Below are 20,442 nucleotides of genomic sequence, written 5' to 3'. Positions count from 1 at the left end.
GATAGACTATTTATATTGGGCCCGTAATTGTTGGGCGATTCTCTTAGGAGACCTAATAAATGGAATCGAATGAGGGTAGGTCGTTGGGCCGATCCCTGAGGGAACTAAAGCCTGTAAGAGGTAGCTCCCGCTCTGGTCCCAAGGATACTTGGCTGGGGAGGAATTGGAGCACTGTCCTCATCCTGGTAGCTATCGTTTTGCTCGCATTATTCGTGCGTAGCTACTTCGGATTCTCCACCGCGGTGGACAATGGCTTTTTGGTCGCTGGCGGTTCAGACTCATATTATCATCAGCGCGTCATCGACTACGTCAACTCAGAAGGCTCCCACCTCGTTCAGGACCCCGCGCTCAACTATCCCTTCGGGATGAGGAACGCCCGTCCGCCGATGTTCGATTGGTCCGTAGCCATAGGCAGCCAGGTACTGTCCGGCATCTCCGGTATGGCCATCTCCGACGCCGCGGGATACTCCCTGCTGGCCTCCTCTGCCATCTGGGGTTCCCTCACCTGCATCCCCGTCTACCTGATCACCAGGGGCGCCTTCGGCAACCGCGCCGGCATACTAGCCGCGCTGCTGTTCGCGTTCATGCCCGGTCACATCAGCCGCAGCGTGTTCGCCAACGCCGACCACGACGCTTTCATCCTGTTCTTCGTGGTGTTCGCCCTGTACTTCTTGATGAAGGCCCTGCAGTCCATGAAAGGGACGAAATGGGTCTCCTCGTGGAAGAAGACGGACTCCATACGTACAGGCATCAGGTCCTATTTCCAACAGAATCAAAGATCACTAATATACTCGGCCCTGGGCGGCGTGTGCATAGCCACAGTGGCCATGGCATGGACCGGGTACACCTACATACTGGTAATCATACTGGTATACTTCCTGGTCCAGGTCGTCATCAACCGCTTCCGCAACGCGGACTCCATGGGCGAGTTCTTCATCGTGGGGATCATGCTCCTGACCGCGTTCGTGCTGGCGGCCCCGCTGTACTGGCAGCTCAGCTACTGGAGCCAGTGGTTCGACGTTCCGTTCTACCTGTTCCTGGGCTCCATGTTCATCGGCGGGTTCTTCACCGTCACCAGGGACTATCCCTGGACCTTGACCATACCCATCCTGGTCGCCATAGTGGCCGTCGCCCTGGTCGGCGTGTTCTTCATCGCCCCCAACCTGTTCGAGGCCATCATCTCCGGGCAGGGCTACCTGGTCAAGAGCAAGCTGTACTCCACCATCGATGAGGCGTCCGCGCCGGAGTTCTCCACCCTGGTCTTCAGCTTCGGGGTGGTGTCGTTCTGGCTCGCCATAATTGGTCTGGTGTGGGCCGCGATCAAGATACCCAAGGACCAGTCCCCCTACCTCGTGTTCATCGTGGTGTGGATGGCCGTCAGCATGTACATGGCCGCTTCCGCGGGCAGGTTCGTGTTCAACGCCTCCCCGGCCTTCGCCATGGCCGCGGGATGGATCCTCGCGCTGCTCATCAGCAAGGTAAAGTTCAGCGAAGTGCCCCGGCTGTGGGCCGGCTTCTGGTCCAATCCCAAGAGCACCCTCCGGAAGGCCTTCAAGCTCAAACACGTGGCCGTCGCGCTGTTCCTGGCGTTCCTGATCGTCCTGCCCAACGTATGGACGGCCCTGGACGCGGGCATCCCTTCGCAGACCAAGACCGACTACGACAGGGAAGTGTACGAGGCCATGCCGTCCTTCCTTCGCCCTGACGGGTACGATGTCCAGAACGGCACCTACTGGTACTTCGGGGCCTTCGGGTACTCCCTGCCCATGCCGAACACGTACTGGCCCACTGCCTGGTCATGGTTCAAGACGCAGGACGCCGATATAGCGGACCTGGAGGACCGCCCGGCCTTCCTATCGTGGTGGGACTACGGGTTCGAGGCGATACAGGAAGGGCAGCATCCCACCGTCGCGGATAACTTCCAGAACGGCTACGAGTACGCCGGTTCGTTCATCACTTCGCAGAACGAGAGCGACGCGGTGGCCCTGTTCATAGTCAGGGTCCTGGAAAAGGCCAAGTTCACCGACGCCACCCGCCAGATCCTTCAGGACGGCGGCGTGGACGTAGTGAAGCTGGAGGACATAATGAACAACCCCCAGAACTACGTGGACGAGGTCAAGAACAACCCCCTGATCTACGGGGCCTATGACTCCGAGCTCAGCGCCAACAACGCCAAGTATGCCGCGGCGAGGATCGAGCTGCAGAAGGTAGGGCTGGAGGATATGGTCGAGATATACAACCAGCTGAGGGCAGCTACCGGCATCGACATCGGCTACTTCGCCGTGGACGGCCGCCTGTTCCCCTGGAGCGCGACCTCTCAGACCATCTTCTATGCCCCGGCCAAGCTGTCCGACCGCGTGATCGATTCGACCACCAACGCGCCGACCGATTACTACGAGATCCTGGCGGTCACTCAGAATTACGAGACCAAGCGGATATCGGACCTCACGGCGAGTGATTATCCGATCATAACCTACACCATCGTGTACAAGGAGGCGTTCTACAACTCCATGCTATACTGCTCCTTCATGGGCCTGAGCCCGGCGGACATCGGGTCGACCAACATGCAAAGCTTCCCAGGCTACAACCAGATGGCGTCGTACGGCGCCATGCCCGGGTACAACCTGACTCACTTCAAGCAGGTCTACCGCACCGCGTACTACAACCCCTACACCGACGCGACCAACCACTCCGACGCCTGGAAGGCGGTGTCGTGGGAGGAAGCGCTGTACCTGCAAGAGCAGATCGAAGCCGGTGCGGAAGGGACCGTGGACATGTCCGTCTCGGCCCTGCAGTCCGGCGTGGTGTTCATGCAGTACTATGACGGAGCGATCATGGAAGGCGTCGCGCGCGCCACTGACGGCACGCCCTACGCCGACATCTACGTCACCGTGCTGGACGAGTACGGCATACCCCACCAGGTCGTCAAGACCGACTCGGAGGGTCGCTACAGTGCGATCCTCCCCTTCGGCAACGTCAGCGTGGTCTATTCCTCTGGCACCCTGAACAATGCGACCAAGATCGCCTCCGAGCTCGACCGCGTGGACCTGTACGTCACCTACGCTCAGGCCATGAGAGAGGAGCCCTACCACTTCGACGGCGACATCACCCTCTCGGCGGCCCTCGTCACCGGCAGCGTATTCTATGACAACAACGGCAACGGCCGCTACGACGCCGGGACCGACGAGCTCATCAGCGACGCCCAGGTGACCCTGACGAACCCCTCCACCGGGTTCAACGAGACCGTGACCACCTCCACGACGGGATCCTACCGGATCCTCGGCCTGGCTGGCAGCTCACAGGTCCTCTACGCCACCTACAACGGCCATAGGCTGGGGGAGACCACGGTCACGCTGACCGCGTCCGGAAACTCCAATCGCAGCATCGCCATCATGCCCGCCTCGCTAACCGGCACCATAAAGCTCCAATCAGGGAGCGCCGCCGGCGGGGTGGGCCTGACCCTGGTGGACAAGGTCAACGGCAACAAGTACTACGCCACCAGCGACAGTAGCGGGAAGTACACCTTCTCGAACCTGCTGCCCGGCGACTACACCCTTACCACCACGGACTCGAGCCTGAGCGTGGGCACCCAGAGCATCACCCTGACCCAGGGGCAGTCCGCTACCCAGGACCTCAAGCTGGTCCAGGCGACCACCGTCTCCGGGACCGTGACCATCGGCGGGGTCCCGCAGGCTAACGTGTCGGTGGTCTTCCGCTCCGAGCAGAGGGAGATCTCCGTAATGACGAACGCCAGCGGCGGGTACCTGGTATCCCTGCCCCGTGGGGAGTACAGCGTGTACGTCCTGACCGTCGACGGCGACGGGAACAAGTGCGCCGCACTGGAATCTTTCAGCACCGGTGATGCCGACACCGTCCCGCCACTGAACATCGAGCTGGGCCCTGCGGCCGTGCTCTCCGGCACGGTCTTCAAGGATCTCGACGGGGACGGCGAACAGGACACCAACGAGAGCGCCGTCAGCGGCGCCATCGTGGTCTATACCCTCCCTGACGGCTCCTATGTCAAGGCCGTCGCCAATGCGAAGGGCGAGTATAACGTGATAGTGCCAACCGGCACCTACTTCATGTATGCGTCCGGAGGGGGCAGGTCCTACTGGGCCAGCGACGTCCAGATCCTCGCCGACGCCACCACGGACATCGCCCTGGGCGATTCCGTGTATCTCACCGGCAAGGTCTTCAGGGACCTCGACGGGGACGGCGAACAGGACAGCGGGGAGTCCGGCATATCCGGCGTCCTGCTGAGCATATGGAACTCCGATGAGCCCGGGGAGAAGGTGCGCTTCGTCACCGGCTCCAACGGCAACTACAACATCTCCGTTCCCGCTGGCTCCTACATAATCAACGCCACTATAGAGGGCTACTCTACCTGGCAGGGCGACGCCGGCACCGGTGTTAGCATCGCCTTGGAGGCGGAGGACCGCGAGGTGACCGGTACGGTCACTGACGAGGACGGCATCTCCATAGGCGGCGTGACGGTGAACTTCAAGCCCACCGGCAGCAGCGGCCAGGAGGACAGCGCGATCACCGATGCCTCAGGCAGGTTCATCGCGTCCCTGGAACCGGGGACCTATTGGGTAGTGATCGACCAGAACATTTCCTCAGGTGACGACTCCTCGAGGTACTACTACAACAGCACCCTGACCGTGCCCATCTCCAGGGACCCCGACGCCCTTGACATAGAAGCCGCCGTGCAGCACAAGGTCGTTCTGGACATCACCGGTCCCAGCACGTATGATTCGGACTCCACGATCCGCATCATCGGTCCGGAGAACAGGACCGTGGGGGTCAACGACCTCCCGCTGTACCTGAAGCCAGGCACCTACACGATATATATCGACCTGACCGACGAGGATGACCACTACGTCTACCTCGGCTCTGTGATCGTAGCCCCGGGCCTCAACGACCTGGGCGATCTGGAGGCAAAGGTTGCCCATAACCTGCGCGGCCAGCTGCAGCACGACGGCGAGGACCTCTCGATCCCCGCGGCCGTGAACATAACCTACGGCCCGGCGGTCCTGCCGGTGACGGCCAGCTCGCGCGGCATCTTCAGCGTGTACCTGCCGGCCGGCGACTACACCGTCTCGGCCGAATACACCACCAAGGCCACCCTGGAGGACGGCAGCGCCCGGTACGTCAGGTATTATAACTCCAGCATGCCGGTGACGGTCGACGCCGAGGAGATAGAGGACTTTGAGCTTCTCAGGGATCTCAACAACTCCACCGTGAGCCTGACCGCCAACGGGGCCGTTTCCGACGTCACCTGGCAGTTCATCGGCCTGTCGGACACCGCCATCGATCACACCGTCGGCTCGTCGCCCAGCTCCGTCTCCCTGGCTCCCGGCGTATACAGCGTGTACGCCCATGACGCCTCCGGGAACGTGTACCTGGGCATCGTCGACGTGAAGCCCGACGTGGGCAACACCCTGAGCGTGACGCTGGCGGCCGGGACCGAGGTCAGCGGCCACGTGACCATCGGCGGCGAGGCCAAGTCCGGCGCCACCATAACCTTCGCCGACAACGCCATGGTCAGGACCACCACCGACGCGAACGGTGATTACTCCGTGTTCCTGCCCCGGGGCTACTACAACGTCACCGCCAAGGTCGTGGTGGCGGAGAACCATCCCGGTCCGGTGAACATGACCTACGCCAGGTCCTTCGACCTTGAGGTGAACGGCACCGCTGTCCCCGCCAAGGACACGGCCTTGGAGCTGGTGGACAGCGCCGTGGTGGAGCTGGTCTGGAGCGAGGCGAACTCGATACCGACCATCGCCCCCGGCGAGAGCGTCGTGTATAACGTTACCATATACAACCGCGGCAACGTCAACGACACCTACGAGCTTAGCACCACCTCCGACTGGGGCGTGGAGTTCTCGCAGAAGACCGTTTCACTGCCCTGGGGCACCGGGACCGGGCAAACGGTCCAAGTGACCATAACCGCCCCGGCGGACGCCAAGGTCTCCCACTCCCCCATAAAGATAGTCGCCAAGTCGACGAACCGCACCGGGAGCCAGGGAACGGTCAGCGTGGATGTGGACATCACTCCCACGTACAGCGTCGTCGTCAGCCAGCCCTCCGCGCCCAGCACCGATGGGTCCACCGTGACCTACAAAGTGCTGGTGAAGAACACCGGGACCTCCAGTGACATCTTCGTGTTCAGCCTGACCAACCCCGATGACCTGAGGAGGGACGGCTGGAACGCCACAATAACCGGGACCAGCAAGCATACTCAGAACCTGACCATAGCCGCAGGCGCCTCCCAGACGGTGTCGGTGACCCTGACCCGGACCAACTCGTCCGCCTTCACCGCCGACATCGTGCTGAATGTGACGGCCCAGAGCAAGAACCACGGCGGGACCCCCGCCACGGCCAGCCTGGCCCTGAACGATGCCGACCTGAGCGTGGCCGACGACAAACTGACCGCTTCCGGCCGCGGGGCGAGCATGATCATGCCGGGCATGACCGGGACCACCTGGCTCCTGATCGCGCTGATCGTGCTCGCACTCGCCAGCGTGGTCATCCTTAGAGTTAACAAGGGGGTGTTTGGACGCAGAAGAAAGCGGTGATATCGGCCGCAGCGATCGCCTCGCTGCTATTGATGGCAACCTTCGCGGCCCTGCCGGCGGCAGCGGGGGACGTTGCCTACAAGATAAACTTCGACGGGAGCGTCCAGTACCTGCCCACTGGCGGGACGGGGAAGGTCATCGTGAACGTGGGCGACGGCAGCCCCGAAGGCAGCTACAACTACACTGCCACCGCCGACAAGGGCTCGGTGACACCGTCCAAGAACGGCCCCATCTCCGATGACAATTTCACCCTGACGGTCATCGCTCCCGCCACCACGGGGGACATGACCGTTACGGTGAAGCTGAGCAACGGGACGGACAACACCACCGCCAAGTACGTCATCCACGTGGTGGAGCCGGTGGTGATCTCGGCGACCGTCAAGAACTCCGGGAACCTGACCCTCAAGGGCGTCCCGGTGCAGTTCTACGTCGACGGCACCATGGTCAACGCCACCACCTTCGACATCGATGCGAACTCCACCAAGGAGGTCACGTACCGCTGGGCCCCCTCTGACCTGTCGAAGGGGGAGCACACCTTCAAGGTGGTCATCGATCCCGATAAGAAGTTCCAGTTCCTGAGCTTCGCCGACGGGTCCCTCGAGTACACCGGCAAGTTCTACATCGGCGACTCCGGGTGGGGCATCATCAACCTGGTGCTGGCCTTGGTCCTGGGCCTGACGGTCTTCATCCTGATCCTGACCTACGGGGGCAGGAAGAACCGGAAGAGAAGGTGAAGCCAAACCCGAGGGAACGAGGCTCATGCCTCCCTTTCTCCCATTTTTCCATATCTATTCCATCGTTCGCCCGCTTCTTCCCCCTATCCTCAGGTCCCCGCCGCCTGAAGCATGCTCTGGAGCCGCTCTTTCAGGAATAATCAACAAATAGTCTTAGGTTGATAGTTGCGGACGATACATATGGCCGATAACGTGATAGAGGTCACCCAGGACAGTTTCGATGCCGTCAAGAAGGACAACTCCAACCTGATAGTGGATTGCTGGGCCGCGTGGTGCGGCCCCTGCCGCATGATGGGCCCGGTGATCGACAAGCTGGCCGACGACTACAAGGGAAAAGTGTCATTCGGCAAGCTCAACGTGGACCAGAACCAGAAGGCGGCCCAGCAGTTCAAGGTCATGGCCATCCCTACCCTGCTGTTCTTCAAGAACGGGGAGCTGGTGGACCAGAGCGTCGGCCTGGTGCCCCGTGAGGATATCGAGGCCAAGATGAAGAAGCACTTCTGAGCCAGGCTCAGAGCTTCCGGGACAGCTCGTCGATCTTCGCCTGCAGGCGCGCGGAGTTGACGGCGACGGCCACGTCGCCCCTGGTCTTCTCCAGCAGGGAGCGGGCCACGTCCTGCTTGCGGCGTATCGGCACCAGGGCGTCCGGGTAGTCGAAGCGCATGAGCACCAGGAACATATCCTCCATGAGGTCGAGGTGCTTCCTGGCCTGCTCGATGTCGCCCTCGCGAAGCTTCTCCAGCACGAACCTCCTGAGTTCGCCCACGGCGTCGGCGAGGCCGAGAAGGTACGCCGCGCCCGGAATGCCCATCTCGTCGGGGTCCGGGAACGCCTCATCCTTTATCAAAGCGAGAAGAATGGCCGCCTCGGCCAGCTCCTGGAGCGCCCCCTCCACCAGCCCGGACTCCCAGATCTCGGGGTAGTCCTCCAGCAGCGATCTCAGACGGTGCGTTTCGTCGAGCGCCTCGTGCATCATCGCCCTGACGTCCTCTCCCTTGTGGATGGCGTGGACGATGCTCCCCGAGAGGCGGTTGATGGCCCGGGAGGACTTGATGGCGACCTCGCGGACCTGGTCCTTCTCTTCCAATCGGGACTCGATGCGGTTCGCGATGTCTTCCAGGTTCTTCATGAGCTACATGGAAAGGGTGGGGTGTACTTCTACCTTTTTCTCACCTGCATCATGTGCTCCACTCTCTTGCGGACAACTTCCGGCCTGCCGATGTCGTGGCGCACGTAGATGGCCTCGCCTTGAACATGCTCCAGAGCCCTCTCGCACGCCTTCTCGGCGGAGTCCAGGTCGTCGGCGATGCCTACAACGCCGACAGCGCGCGAGGTGGTGGTGACGATCTTCCCGTTCTCCTCGTTGACCATGGCATAGTAGAGCTTCGCTCCCTCCGAGGCCACCGCCTTCTCGTCGACCCTGACCTCCTTGCCCGCCTGGGGTTCGGTGCCGTAGCCTGCGGGCACGACGTACTTGCATACGGTGGCCTTCTTCTCGAAGGAAACGCGATTCTCCGTAAGCCGCCCGGAGGCGATGCCGGAGCAGATGTCGGTGAAGGAGGAGGAGATGATGGACAGCACGTTCATCGCCTCGGGGTCGCCGAAGCGGGCGTTGAACTCTATGACCTTCGGTCCCTCGCTCGTGAGCATGAACTGCCCGTACATGATGCCGCGGTACGGAAATCCTTCCGAGCCCATGGCCTTGACGATCCGGCGCATGATGTCCAGCGACGCCTCCCTGTCCGCAGGGGTGGCAAAGGGCATCAGGTGGTCCTCCATGGAGTACGAGCCCATGCCACCCGTGTTCGGCCCCACGTCGCCCTCGTAGGCGCGCTTGTGGTCCTGGACCATGGGCATGGGGATGACGTTCCTTCCGTCGCAGAAGGCCATCAGGGTCAGCTCCTCGCCGATGGCGCGCTCCTCCAGAACGACGCCTCCGCCGCCGATGTTCTTGCTGAAGATCTCTTCGAGGTACTCGATCGTTTCCTTCTTGGTCTTGAGGTGCTCCCCCATGACCTTGACCCCCTTGCCGCCGGTCAACCCGATGGGCTTGACCACGAGCTCGCGGTCGGTATCCTGGACGTACCTCCTGGCCTCGGGGAAGGAGCTGAACGCGGCGAAGCCGATGTTGCCGGGGACCTGGTGCTTGCGCATGAGCGCCCGGGTGAAGGATTTGGACGTCTCCAGCCTTGCGGCCGCCTTGGTCGGTCCGACGCACCCGATGCCCTCGTCGTCCAGCGCGTCGACCAGTCCCGCCTCCAGCGGGGTCTCCGGCCCGATGACGGCGAGGTCTATGCCCCACTGCACGGCCGTCCCCACCACTTTCTGGATGTCGGTCTCCGGCGCAAGCCTGTACTGCTTGGACAGCCTGGCGATGCCGGGGTTGTGGTTCTTCATGACCGAATACACATCGGAACCGCTCTCGGACAGGGCCGCGGCGATGGCATGCTCGCGCCCGCCGCCTCCAACTACCAACGCTTTCATGGGAGCACCTTTCGAAATGGTAATGGAAAGGGGTTAAAAAAGATGGCGGGAGCTCTCACAGGTCGATATCGATCGCCCTGAACAGCTGGTCCAGGCCCTCCAGCGTCTTGGCGCTGGTGCGGTGCAGCTTCGCTCCGTTCTTGACCTTGGAATAGTCGCGGTCCAGAAGGTCGACGTTGATGTCCACGTACGGCAGGAGGTCTATCTTGTTAAGGACGGCGATGTCCGAATCCACGAAGATCAGGGGCTGCTTGCGGATCATGTCGTCGCCCTCCGTGACGGAGATGACCACCATGCGCATGTCCGTCCCCAGAGGGAAGTCGGCCGGACATACCAGGTTGCCGACGTTCTCGATGAACAGGAAGTCGATGCTGTCCAGGTCCAGCTTGTCCAGGGCATGGTCGACCAGATGCGCGTCCAGGTGGCACTCCTTCCCGGTGTTCACGTTGACCGCGGGTATGCCCGCGGCCTGGAACCGGCTGAAGTCATCCTCCCCGGTGACGTCACCGGCCAGCACCGCTGGTCGCAACCCCTTCTTTTTCATCTCCACGGCCATCTTGGTGATCAGGAGGGTCTTCCCGGAACCTATGGAGCCCATGACGTCGAGGGACCGCACCCCGTGCGAGCGGAGATGGCGGAGATTGTCCTGTCCGAGCTTGCGGTTCTCGGCCAGCACGTCCGCCTCTATGCTGATATCAGAGACCTTGTGCACGAGCGTATGTATCGGGGGCGACCACTTAACCGTTTTCCCGTTCCCGATCGCCCCGGGCGAACGGAGGGAGCGGCGCGGGGCCGTAACTTGTGATGCACCAGCAGATCGAGTACAATGCATCCTGTCACACGCTCCGAAAGCATGTTTGGAGCCCTCCTTCCGAGCTCGGCAATATTTCCGGGAGGTTCCACCTTCCGGGGGTATCACTCTGTTAATATTATCAGATTTTAAAGCTTGAAATATGATTAAATAGTCAAAATCTATTCTCTTATTTAAATAAAGACAAATGTCCATCCATTTATGATTTTGGAGGTTCTAAACAATGACTTCGTCGGCTGCGGTGTGCTCATTCAACTGTTTTAGTCTGGGAAAGCGGACCACTGTGTTCTTGTGTGCCACGTTGCTCGCGCTCTCGTTCCTCCTATGCATGGGGGGCGTCGCGGCGGATTCGCACGAAGAGGCCGGGACAATAACCTCCGATACCATGTGGGTCGAGGGCGACACCTACAACATCACCGGCATGCTGTATGTTCAGGCCGGAGCTACCCTGACGATACCCCAGGACGTGACGGTACTGTTCGATGAGTATGCCGGGATCGTCGTAAACGGCACCCTGGTCGTGGCCGGCATCGATGGCCACCCCGTCATCTTCGACGGCAACCCTAGACCGACCTCCGGCCCGGATGGGTCCGTCTCCGAGAAGGTAATTTACCCTGGCTATTGGGACGGCATCAGGATCAACGGCGGCCAAACATCGATAAGCTTCGCCAACTTCAGGGCCGCCGCGGCGGCCGTCAACGCGACGGGTTCGGACGGCATCAGCGTGCTCAACTCCACGTTCATGGACGTCCCATACGCCATCGTGCTGTCCAGCTGTGACGATGCGGTCGTCAGCGGGAACACCATCGTGGGGCCCGATGCCCCCGCTCCAGGCACCTACCCCGTGCACCCGTACGTTCTCCGCGCTATCACCCTGCACAACTGCAGCGGTGCGGCAGTTAGCGAGAACACCATCACGAGGTCCGGCCCGTACGCCATATCCATGGACGGCACCGGCGGCACGCTCGGGGACATCACCATCGCCGGCAACATTATAGAGGCCAGCGACGGTTACGGCATCCGGATCTATGCCAACAGCGACGTTGGCAATGTCATCATATCGGACAACCGGGTCGGTAACAGTACTGGCATCGGCATGTTCATCTTCGCCTACAACTTCGGCGGCGTCACCATCGAAGGCAACTACGTATGGAACGGCACTTCGGGGGTCTATCTTTCCACTTCCGGCAGCTTCGACAGAATCGATGTCATCGGCAACGAGATCTGGAACAGCACCGGTGCGCCTGTTGACAGCTACGGCATTACCATCTTTGCCCCGGTCGGCCTGGGTGATGTCACCATATCAGGGAACTATATCTGGAACAACGTAGGAAACGGCACCGTAGTTAACGGCGGCGCCTTCGGAGACGTCATCATAGAGGGAAACATCGTCGAAAACAACCGTGGCAACGGCGTTATTTTCACCGGCAACGGGTTCGGCAGCGTAACGATCAATGGCAACATCGTGACCGGCAACGGCATCGGCGGCATCAAGAAGTACACTGGCTTCTACATGGAAGGGACCTACTGCGGCAACATCTCCGTTGCCGGCAACAACATCAGCGCCAACGGCTGGAACGGACTGGGCATTTGGTGCTTCGGCAATTTCAGCAAAATTGAGATCTTCGGGAACACCGCCAGCGACAACGGCAACGCGGGCATGGCCTTTTGGGGCTATGGGTATGGCAATGTGACCATAACTGGAAACACGGCCAGCAGAAATGGGAACGACGGCATATATGTCGGCGGCGGCGAAGAGATCGCCCCGAATACTTACCGGAACAACGGGTTCCGGGACGTCACCATAGCAGGCAATGTCCTTGACGGCAACGGCGGCGACGGCATCCAAGCGGGCCTCGGCAACTGGGGTTCAGGCTACTGCTACAATGGCGGCTTCGGAAAAGTCACCATCCTGGACAACAAGGTCCGGGGCAACCACTACAACGGCATCAAAGTGGGCGGGAATGAGTTCGACGGCATAATCATCATTAAGAACAATATCATCACCGGCAACGGCATCGGCGGCTCGTTTGCCGGCCTTTACGTCGAGGGCGGCACTCTCGGAGACATCAACATAACAGGGAACAATTTCAGCTCCAACAGCTATGACGGCATCGGCGTTCTTGCCATCGTTCTCGGCGATGTCCTCATCGATGGGAACACCGCCAACGGCAACGACGGTTGTGGGATAGCAGTCTTCACGAGTACTGGCACCATCGGCGATGTGATCCTCCGGGATAACAAGGTGCGGGGCAACGCCGATACGGGCATCTGTTTACAGGCCAACCTGGACATAGGCAGCATCACCGCCGCGCACAATACCGTGAGCGAGAACGACGACTATGGTATAGATTTCTACAGCACCTTCGGACGCATCGGGGACGTCACCCTGCTGGGCAATGTCATCGAGGACAACGGCGAGATCGGCATCAGGGTCGACAGCGGGATCGGCCTCGGAGACGTCATGGTCAGAGACAATGTCGTGACGGGCAACGACGAGGGGGGCATCTTCGTCCTTGCCTATAATGGCAGCATCGGGGACGTTGCCATCGAGGACAACGCCCTGAACGGCAACGGCGGCGCAGGGTTCCGCATTGGCGGGGGCGACATATTTGATTTGCAGTACGAGACCCAGGGCATCGGCGACATCATCATCCGGCACAACACCTTCCAGAACAGTACCGGGGACGGAGTGTACTTCGAAGGCGACGTCTTCGGCAATGTCACCGTACATGACAACACTGCCAGCAACAACTCTCGCTCCGGCATCCGCTTCCGCGGGAACGCCTCCGGCGACGTGTCGATCGAGAATAACAGGGTCGGGAACAACACCGTGTTCGGGATCGGCCTCAAATTCGATACTGTCGGTAACGTTGATATCCGGAACAATCAGGCCTGGAACAACTCCAACGCAGGCATTCGGTTCGAAGGCGACGTCTTCGGCAATGTCACCGTGGCGGACAACAAGATCTGGGACAGCAAGGGATATGGTGTCCAGTTTGCCGGCGGCACCTTCACCAACGTTACGGTCCGGCACAACACGGTGGAGAACAGCGAGAACCATGGCATATGGTTCGAGGGCAGCGAGTTCGGGAACGTGACCTTCCGCAGCAACACCGTCATGAACAGCGGCGATGACGGCATGCACATCGCGTCCAGCGGGGACATCCACAATGTCAAGGTCTTGGACAACATCATCGGCGGCAGCGCCGGCTATGGCATTTATCTCTCCGTTGACCTTGCCGTAGGCAATGTCACCGCCACCGGCAACATCGTGACCGAGAACGGCTACAACGGGATCCTCTTCACCATCTACTACGCCCATGAGGTGTTCATAGGGTCCAACCACTTCCACTCAAACGATGGCGGAGGCATCTTCGTCTCTTGCGGCCGTGTCGGGAACGCCACCGTATCGAACAACTGCGTGGCGGACTGCGCCTACGGGTCCGGCATCTTTTATTGGGCCGATAATACAGGGAACCTCACCGTCGTGAACAACATCGTAGAGGGCAACGGAGGCGACGGCGTCTGCGCGGGAGGGGCCTTCTACGGCGTCCTGATCGCTAGCAACGCAATCGAGAACAACGGCGATGACGGCATCGACCTGAATTTCGGCCGGGAAAGCACCGACCGCGTGATCATCGAGCGCAACGAGGTCAGGAACAACTGCCGTGGAGGCATAGCCGTCTATATCTCGGGCTATACCTCAGGCGGTAGCTACTTCTTCAGCATCATCGGCGAGATAGTCATCGCGAACAACATCCTGGAGAGCAACGGGGTCGAGGATTATGGCGGGGTAGGTTCAGGCATCCGCGTGTACGCATGGTTGGCGGGGATCGATTACCTGAACATCACCTGCAACGAGGTCATCGGCAGCCAGGATCGCGGCATATTCGTAGATATTTACGGTACGAACGAAACCTTCACCTACCGTTCTTACGTCGGGGGTCTGCTCATAAGGGGCAACACCGTCATGAACAGCGGCGATGACGGCATCGGGATATGGGCTGAACTCAGCAACATATGGGACCTGACCATTTGCAGCAACGTCATCTGCAGCAATGGGGGCGGCGGGATCCGCCTCGGCGGCGAGGACGCCTACCTCGACACTATCGCCATATGCGAAAATGAGATCAACGGCAGCGGCGATGACGGCATCGAGGCGAGCGGGTCCATATTCTCGCATAGCATCGCCATCGAGCGCAACATCGTGGAGAACAGCAATGGGGACGGCATTTGCATCGACGGCTCGGACGGATACCCTTCAAACGTCGTCATCGGCAACAATACCGTCCTGAGCAATCACGGCGACGGCATCTATGTCCTCTTCATCGAGCACCTCGACCTGTACAACGGAGAGATCAACAACAACCTCGGCTGGGGAGTGTATGCCTCTGACGTAAAGGAGGCGCACTGGTTCATCGATCTGTCCGCGATGGTCAGGAACAACGGCGTGCTGTTCAGCGGCGATGTCATAATCGACGGGACCATGTCGCTGAAGGGCGTGGAGCACTTCCTCGTCAACTACGAGAATGATAACGGAAGCATAACCGTGAACGAGGCCGGCACGCTGAACGTGCTTAACTCGAACATCGGCACCACTGCCGCGGGCCTGTCCTTCGGGAGCGACAGCGGCATCCTCGAAGGGTACCTCGGCTACTACGGCTTCGACGTCTACGGCGCCCTGGACCTCAACTCGGTCAAGGTAGGCTACGCCGTCGAGCTGTACCTCGGCCCCACTGCGGTGGCGAGCATCAGGAGTTCCTCGGTGTACTCGAACCTCGGCCACGGCATCATGATCGACGGGTGCGCGCCGATCATACTGGACAGCAGCTTTGCCAGCAATGGCGCCGCCGGAGTGTTCATCACTGGTGAGGGGGCCGATCCCCTGATCGTGGGCAATATGTTCATCATGAACCAGCACGGGATACTGGCGAACGATGCCGACCTGGGGAACGTGATAGGCAATATCTTCTTCATGAACGCCCTGGACGGCATCAGCGTCGTGAACACCGCCAGCGGGAACATCGTCGGCAACACCTTCCTGCTGAACAAGGTGGAGATATCGGTGGACGGCAGCACCGTGAGCATAACCGGCAACAGGATCGGGTACTCGCCGTCGTTCGACATGTACGCGATCTTCAGCGCCATGACCCTTCTCGGGTACCCGGAGCACGGCAATGTACTGCTATACTCGGGCAGCGCGGAAATGATCTATGACCTGATGACCAGCCACGTGGGCATCAGCATGACCGATTCCACCGTGACCACGAGCGGCAACAGCTACGGGATGCTGGTCACCGCCATCAGCGCGACCGGCTCGGTGCTCTACTTCGGCGATGATATACTGCTCCCGAGCGATCCGAACGAGATGGTCAAGGTGCCGTACTATTCCATGGACAACAGCCCGATAGCGAGGGCGGCGATCAATCTCTGGACCTTTGGGAACGCTTCGCTTCCCTTGGCCATAAAGAACGGCATCTCCGCCGCTGGCTCGGAGGTGCACGTCTCCGGCAGCACGATACAGGTGCTGAACATCGCCATCTTCCTCGATACTTCTCGAGCGACCATCACAGACAGCAGCCTCTCCGCCTCCGGCGTCGGTCTCTTCCTGTTCCGCGCCTCCGCCGCAACGGTGGACGGCTCCGACATCGGCACCGTGCAGCAGGATGCCACCTCCTCCGTTTCGCACCTGTGGGGCGTCATCTGTGGGATCATCAAGGACGAGGGAGGCAGCCCTATCGCCGGTGCGACCGTCGAGCTGAGCGATGGAAGGACGGCCACCACCGACGCGAACGGCCATTTCGAGTTCGATGAGATCGCTTCTGGGACGTACACCCTGACGGTCACCAAGGACGGCTACAAGGTCTTATCGCAGAACCTTTCCGCCGCGGTGGGCGAGGGCAGGGACCTGGGGACCCTGAGCCTGCAGGCCCTGGGGAAGGCTGGCGGCGACACCCCGCTAGGCCTCGGCATCCTGGCGGTGGTCATTGCGGCCGGGGTGCTCGGCGTGGCCCTGTACAGCAGGAAGCGGCAGAACTGAGGCTGGCACCTCGGTTCTAAACTCTTTCCCTCCTTATTTTGTTCTGGATGCGGCGCCGGTGATAGCTGGAACGCCATCGACTCCCTCTCGCTCGTTCTTCCTGATAACGGCTAAATACCCGCCGCTGACAACAGCATCATTCGTCTGACGATGCTCTGGATGCCAGGGGAGGTTCGGTCATATGATGGCTGGTGATCCAGCGGACGCGCTGAAGGCCGCCAAGGTCAAATGGGCATTGGCATCCGCACTGATCCTGTTGCTGGTATCATCACTGTTTTTGTGTTCGGGCGATGCCGGAGCGGAAGGGCACGAGGCGGACGAGGATCCCTCGGCGCCGGCATCGGAGTGGGACGTGGACGACGCCGCCAGGCCATACGTGATATTGGGCACCATAGCGCTCTGCGCGCTGGGAGCGCTGGCGATATCCCTGCACACCAGGAAGGAGAAGCGCGGCTGAGCCCTCGCCGCGTTCCAAACCCTCCCGTCACTAACGTCCTGCTCCCTATCTTCATGCATCTCAACGTCGGCGGCCAGGGACGACAAACAACAATTAAATGTTGAACGCCATCTCACGCTCAGTGCGTTCCAATGAGCTACTCATCTCACGTCAATGATCTGCTGAAGCGCCTGGGCGCCGCGGAGGGCGACCTGCTCAACATCAAGAGCGAGGGCCGCGAGCACAACGGCACCCTGATGCCCCATCATGAGTTCAGTCATCCCGACGTCGTGGTCCTCAAGCTGAAGAGCGGCTATAACGTGGGCATCAAGATCACCCCGTCCTCGGAGGTATCCGTGGTCCGCAAGGGCGAGGCGAGGGAGAAGAAGCCCCGCCCCCAGGCCGGGGGGAAAGGCAAGAAGGAGGTGGCGGTGCTCGGGACCGGAGGCACGATAGCGAGCTACGTGGACTACCGCACCGGCGCGGTCCACCCCGCCCTGGCCGCCGGCGACCTGGTGGCCGCGGTCCCCGAGATCGCGGACATATGCGACGTCAAGGCGGAAGTGCTGTTCTCCATCTTCTCGGAGAACATGTCGGTGGACCGGTGGCAGGCGCTGGCGGGGGCGGTCGCCGACCGCATCAACGCCGGCGCGGAGGGGTGCATCATCCCCCACGGCACCGACACCCTGGGATACACTTCCGCGGCGCTCTCGTTCATGCTCGAGGACCTGACCAGGCCGGTGGTGCTGGTGGGAGCTCAGCGCTCCTCGGACCGCCCCTCCTCGGACGCCTACACCAACCTGCTGTCGGCGGCGCGATTCATTGTCGACTCTGACGCCGCAGAAGTGGTGGCGCTGATGCACGACTCGCCCTCGGACCTCAGCGCGGCGGTGCACCGCGGCACCAGGGTCAGGAAGATGCACACCTCTCGAAGGGACGCCTTCCGCAGCATCAACTCCCGCCCCCTGGCCAGGGTCGACTTCGAGGGTGGCATAGTGCCCATCTCCCCATACCGCAAGAAATCCTCCGGGAAGGTAGCGGCGAGGACGGAGATGGAGACCAATGTCGCGCTGCTGCAGTTCTATCCTGGCATGAGCCCCTCCCTGTTCGAGGGCGTGCTGTCGAAGAGCAGGGGAGCGGTGTTCGCCGGCTCCGGCCTCGGCCACGTGTCCTCGGACATGGTGAAGGCCATCGCCAAGGCCGTAAAGGGAGGCACGGCCGTGGTCATGACCTCCCAGTGCCTGAGCGGGAGGGTGAACTTGAACGTCTACGACACCGGCAGGGACCTCATTTCCGCCGGCGCCATCCCTGGGGAGGACATGCTGCCGGAGACCGCGTACGTGAAGCTGATGTGGGTGTTGGGGCAAACGAACGACGGCAAGAAGGTGAGGGAGCTGATGTGCTCGGACCTGAGAGGCGAGATATCCGACAGGAGGGAGCTCGATGAGTGAGCAGCACGAAGTGATATGCGGGCTGGAGATACACCAGCAGCTCGACACCAAGAAGCTGTTCTGCGACTGCGCCACCGCGCTGGTGGAGGAAGAGGGCATGACCTTCTTCCGGCGGCTGAGGCCCACGCAGTCCGAATTAGGCGAGATAGACCGCGCCGCGCTCGCGCAGGCGGAGAGGAAGATGAGGTTCCGCTATCAGGCGCCTCCGGGGTCCTCCTGCCTGGTGGATGCCGACGAGGAACCGCCCCACCGCGCCAACGCCGACGCCCTGGACATCGTTCTTACCGTCGCCGCCATGATGCAGGCCCGCCCGGTCGACGAGGTCCACTTCATGCGCAAGATCGTCATCGACGGCTCCAACACCACCGGCTTCCAGAGGACCGCCATGGTGGCCATGGACGGCTTCATCGAGATCAACGGGCGCAAGATATCGGTGCCCACCTTCTGCCTGGAGGAGGATGCCGCCCGCAAGGTCGACACCAAGGCCGGTGAGGTCACCTACCGCCTGGATCGCCTGGGCATACCTCTGATCGAGGTCGCCACCGGCCCCGAGCTCCACTCCGCGGAGGAGGTCAAGGAGGCCGCGTTGCGCCTCGGCTCCATAATGCGCGCCACCCGCCGGGTCAAGAGGGGCATCGGAACCATCAGGGAGGACCTCAACATCTCCATTCCCGGGGGGGCCAGGGTCGAGATCAAGGGAGTGCAGGAACTCCGCCTTCTTCCTACCTACGTGGAGAAGGAAGTGGAGCGGCAGCGGTCGCTGCTGCAGATCAAGGACATCCTGCTGAAGCGCGGGACCGCGCCCGCCGCCGTGGAGGTGAAGGACCTCACTGAGATGTTCTCCTCTTCCTCCTCCAAGGTAATATCCGGCGCCCTGAAGAAGGGCGGCAAGGTGTTGGGCGTGCGCCTTCCGGGCTTCGCCGGCGTTCTTCGCTCGCCTGACGCCAAGCTCCGCCTGGGCGCGGAGATGGCCCAGCGCGCCCGCGCCAAGGGCGTGGCCGGCATATTCCATTCGGACGAGCTGCCCAACTACGGCATCGATCAAGAGTATGTGGACAAGGTCCGCGATGCCTTGGAGATCAGGCCCGAGGACGCCTTCGTGCTGTGCGCCGATGATACCAGGAAGGCCCAGGCCGCGCTGGGCGCGGCGGTGCTGAGAGCGAACGAGGCGCTGGAAGGAGTGCCCGAGGAAACGAGGGACCCCCAGCCGGACGGCTCCAGCTCCTACTCCCGCCCGCTCCCCGGGGCGGCCAGGATGTATCCCGAGACCGATGTCCCGCCGATCACCCTGGACGCCGGACGCCTGGAACGCATCGCCTCCAAGCTCCCGGAGCTGCCGGAGGCCCGCACCGCCCGCATCGCCTCGACCTACGGCGTCCATGAGCAGCAGGCCCGCCAGCTCGTCCGCGAGGGGTGGGACGACCTGTTCGAGGAGGTCGCCACGTCCAAGGACCTGGCGGCCACGGCGGCCCGTACCTTCCTGTCCACCCTGCCCGAGCTGGAGAGGACCGGGGTGGACCTGGCCAAGATCAGCGAAGGCTCTCTCCGCGAGGTGTTCCTCTCCCTCTCTGAAGGCCACTTCGCCAAGGAGGCGGTGCCGGACATCCTCCGCCATATCGCCCAGGGCAAGAAGGTGGAGGAGGCGGTGAAGGAGCTGGGCCTCTCGATGGTCAGCGCTGACGAGGCCTCGGCGGTCGTGGCGCGCATCGTCAAGGAGCGCGAGGCTTTCGTCCGGGAGAAGGAGCTGGGCGCGGTGGGACCGCTCATGGGCGTGGTCATGACCGAGCTGCGGGGCAAGCTGGACGGGAAGGCGTCCAGCGAGCTGCTCAAGAAGGAGATCCGGAAGCTTCTGGGGCAGAGCTGACAGCGCCCCGGAACGGTTTTCCTTCCTTTTCCCGACAT

10 protein-coding genes are annotated in these 20,442 nt (G+C 61.5%); 7 read left to right on the top strand and 3 right to left on the bottom strand.

The genetic code is table 11. The annotated features are described in order from the left end of the window. Positions 1 to 59 precede the first annotated feature (59 nt). The 3 genes from WYS_RS11280 to trxA all read left to right on the top strand — a co-directional run bounded on the left by WYS_RS11280 (position 60) and on the right by trxA (position 7,819). The gene (locus tag WYS_RS11280; RefSeq protein WP_081579967.1) at positions 60 to 6,581 is read left to right on the top strand and encodes a carboxypeptidase regulatory-like domain-containing protein; all 6,522 of its coding nucleotides are present in this window, start codon (positions 60 to 62) and stop codon (positions 6,579 to 6,581) included. 32 nt (positions 6,582 to 6,613) lie between these two features. Continuing rightward, the gene (locus WYS_RS11275) at positions 6,614 to 7,315 is read left to right on the top strand and encodes a CARDB domain-containing protein (protein WP_019178277.1); all 702 of its coding nucleotides are present in this window, start codon (positions 6,614 to 6,616) and stop codon (positions 7,313 to 7,315) included. Between the two features lie 180 nt (positions 7,316 to 7,495). After that, entirely contained in the window at positions 7,496 to 7,819 is a 324-nt protein-coding gene (gene trxA, locus WYS_RS11270; protein WP_019178276.1) for a thioredoxin, read from the top strand. A 7-nt stretch (positions 7,820 to 7,826) separates the two neighbouring features. On the opposite strand, the gene WYS_RS11265 is transcribed toward trxA, so the two are convergent. From WYS_RS11265 to hypB, 3 genes are read right to left on the bottom strand one after another with little or no spacing between them, the layout of a single operon-like run. Further along, complete coding sequence (locus tag WYS_RS11265; RefSeq protein ID WP_019178275.1) at positions 7,827 to 8,444, bottom strand: hypothetical protein; 618 nt, start codon at positions 8,442 to 8,444, stop codon at positions 7,827 to 7,829. Between the two features lie 29 nt (positions 8,445 to 8,473). Continuing rightward, complete coding sequence (purD, locus tag WYS_RS11260) at positions 8,474 to 9,799, bottom strand: phosphoribosylamine--glycine ligase (RefSeq protein ID WP_019178274.1); 1,326 nt, start codon at positions 9,797 to 9,799, stop codon at positions 8,474 to 8,476. A gap of 55 nt (positions 9,800 to 9,854) precedes the next feature. Further along, on the bottom strand, positions 9,855 to 10,511 hold the full coding sequence (gene hypB / locus WYS_RS11255; RefSeq protein ID WP_019178273.1) for a hydrogenase nickel incorporation protein HypB: 657 nt from the start codon (positions 10,509 to 10,511) through the stop codon (positions 9,855 to 9,857). A gap of 322 nt (positions 10,512 to 10,833) precedes the next feature. Between hypB and WYS_RS11250 the strand changes: the two genes are divergently transcribed. The 4 genes from WYS_RS11250 to gatE all read left to right on the top strand — a co-directional run bounded on the left by WYS_RS11250 (position 10,834) and on the right by gatE (position 20,404). Beyond that, positions 10,834 to 16,653 (top strand): right-handed parallel beta-helix repeat-containing protein, encoded by a 5,820-nt coding sequence (locus WYS_RS11250; RefSeq protein WP_081579966.1) that lies wholly within the window; start codon positions 10,834 to 10,836, stop codon positions 16,651 to 16,653. Between the two features lie 181 nt (positions 16,654 to 16,834). Then, on the top strand, positions 16,835 to 17,110 hold the full coding sequence (locus WYS_RS11245; RefSeq protein WP_019178271.1) for a hypothetical protein: 276 nt from the start codon (positions 16,835 to 16,837) through the stop codon (positions 17,108 to 17,110). A gap of 131 nt (positions 17,111 to 17,241) precedes the next feature. Continuing rightward, the gene (gene gatD / locus WYS_RS11240) at positions 17,242 to 18,540 is read left to right on the top strand and encodes a Glu-tRNA(Gln) amidotransferase subunit GatD (RefSeq protein WP_019178270.1); all 1,299 of its coding nucleotides are present in this window, start codon (positions 17,242 to 17,244) and stop codon (positions 18,538 to 18,540) included. Continuing rightward, the gene (gene gatE, locus WYS_RS11235; protein ID WP_019178269.1) at positions 18,533 to 20,404 is read left to right on the top strand and encodes a Glu-tRNA(Gln) amidotransferase subunit GatE; all 1,872 of its coding nucleotides are present in this window, start codon (positions 18,533 to 18,535) and stop codon (positions 20,402 to 20,404) included. Before gatD ends, gatE begins: the two co-directional genes overlap by 8 nt. Positions 20,405 to 20,442: the final 38 nt, after the last annotated feature.

This window comes from Methanomassiliicoccus luminyensis B10 (genome assembly GCF_000308215.1).
Classification (GTDB): Archaea; Thermoplasmatota; Thermoplasmata; order Methanomassiliicoccales; family Methanomassiliicoccaceae; genus Methanomassiliicoccus; species Methanomassiliicoccus luminyensis.
This window is presented reverse-complemented; position numbering and strand designations above follow the sequence as displayed.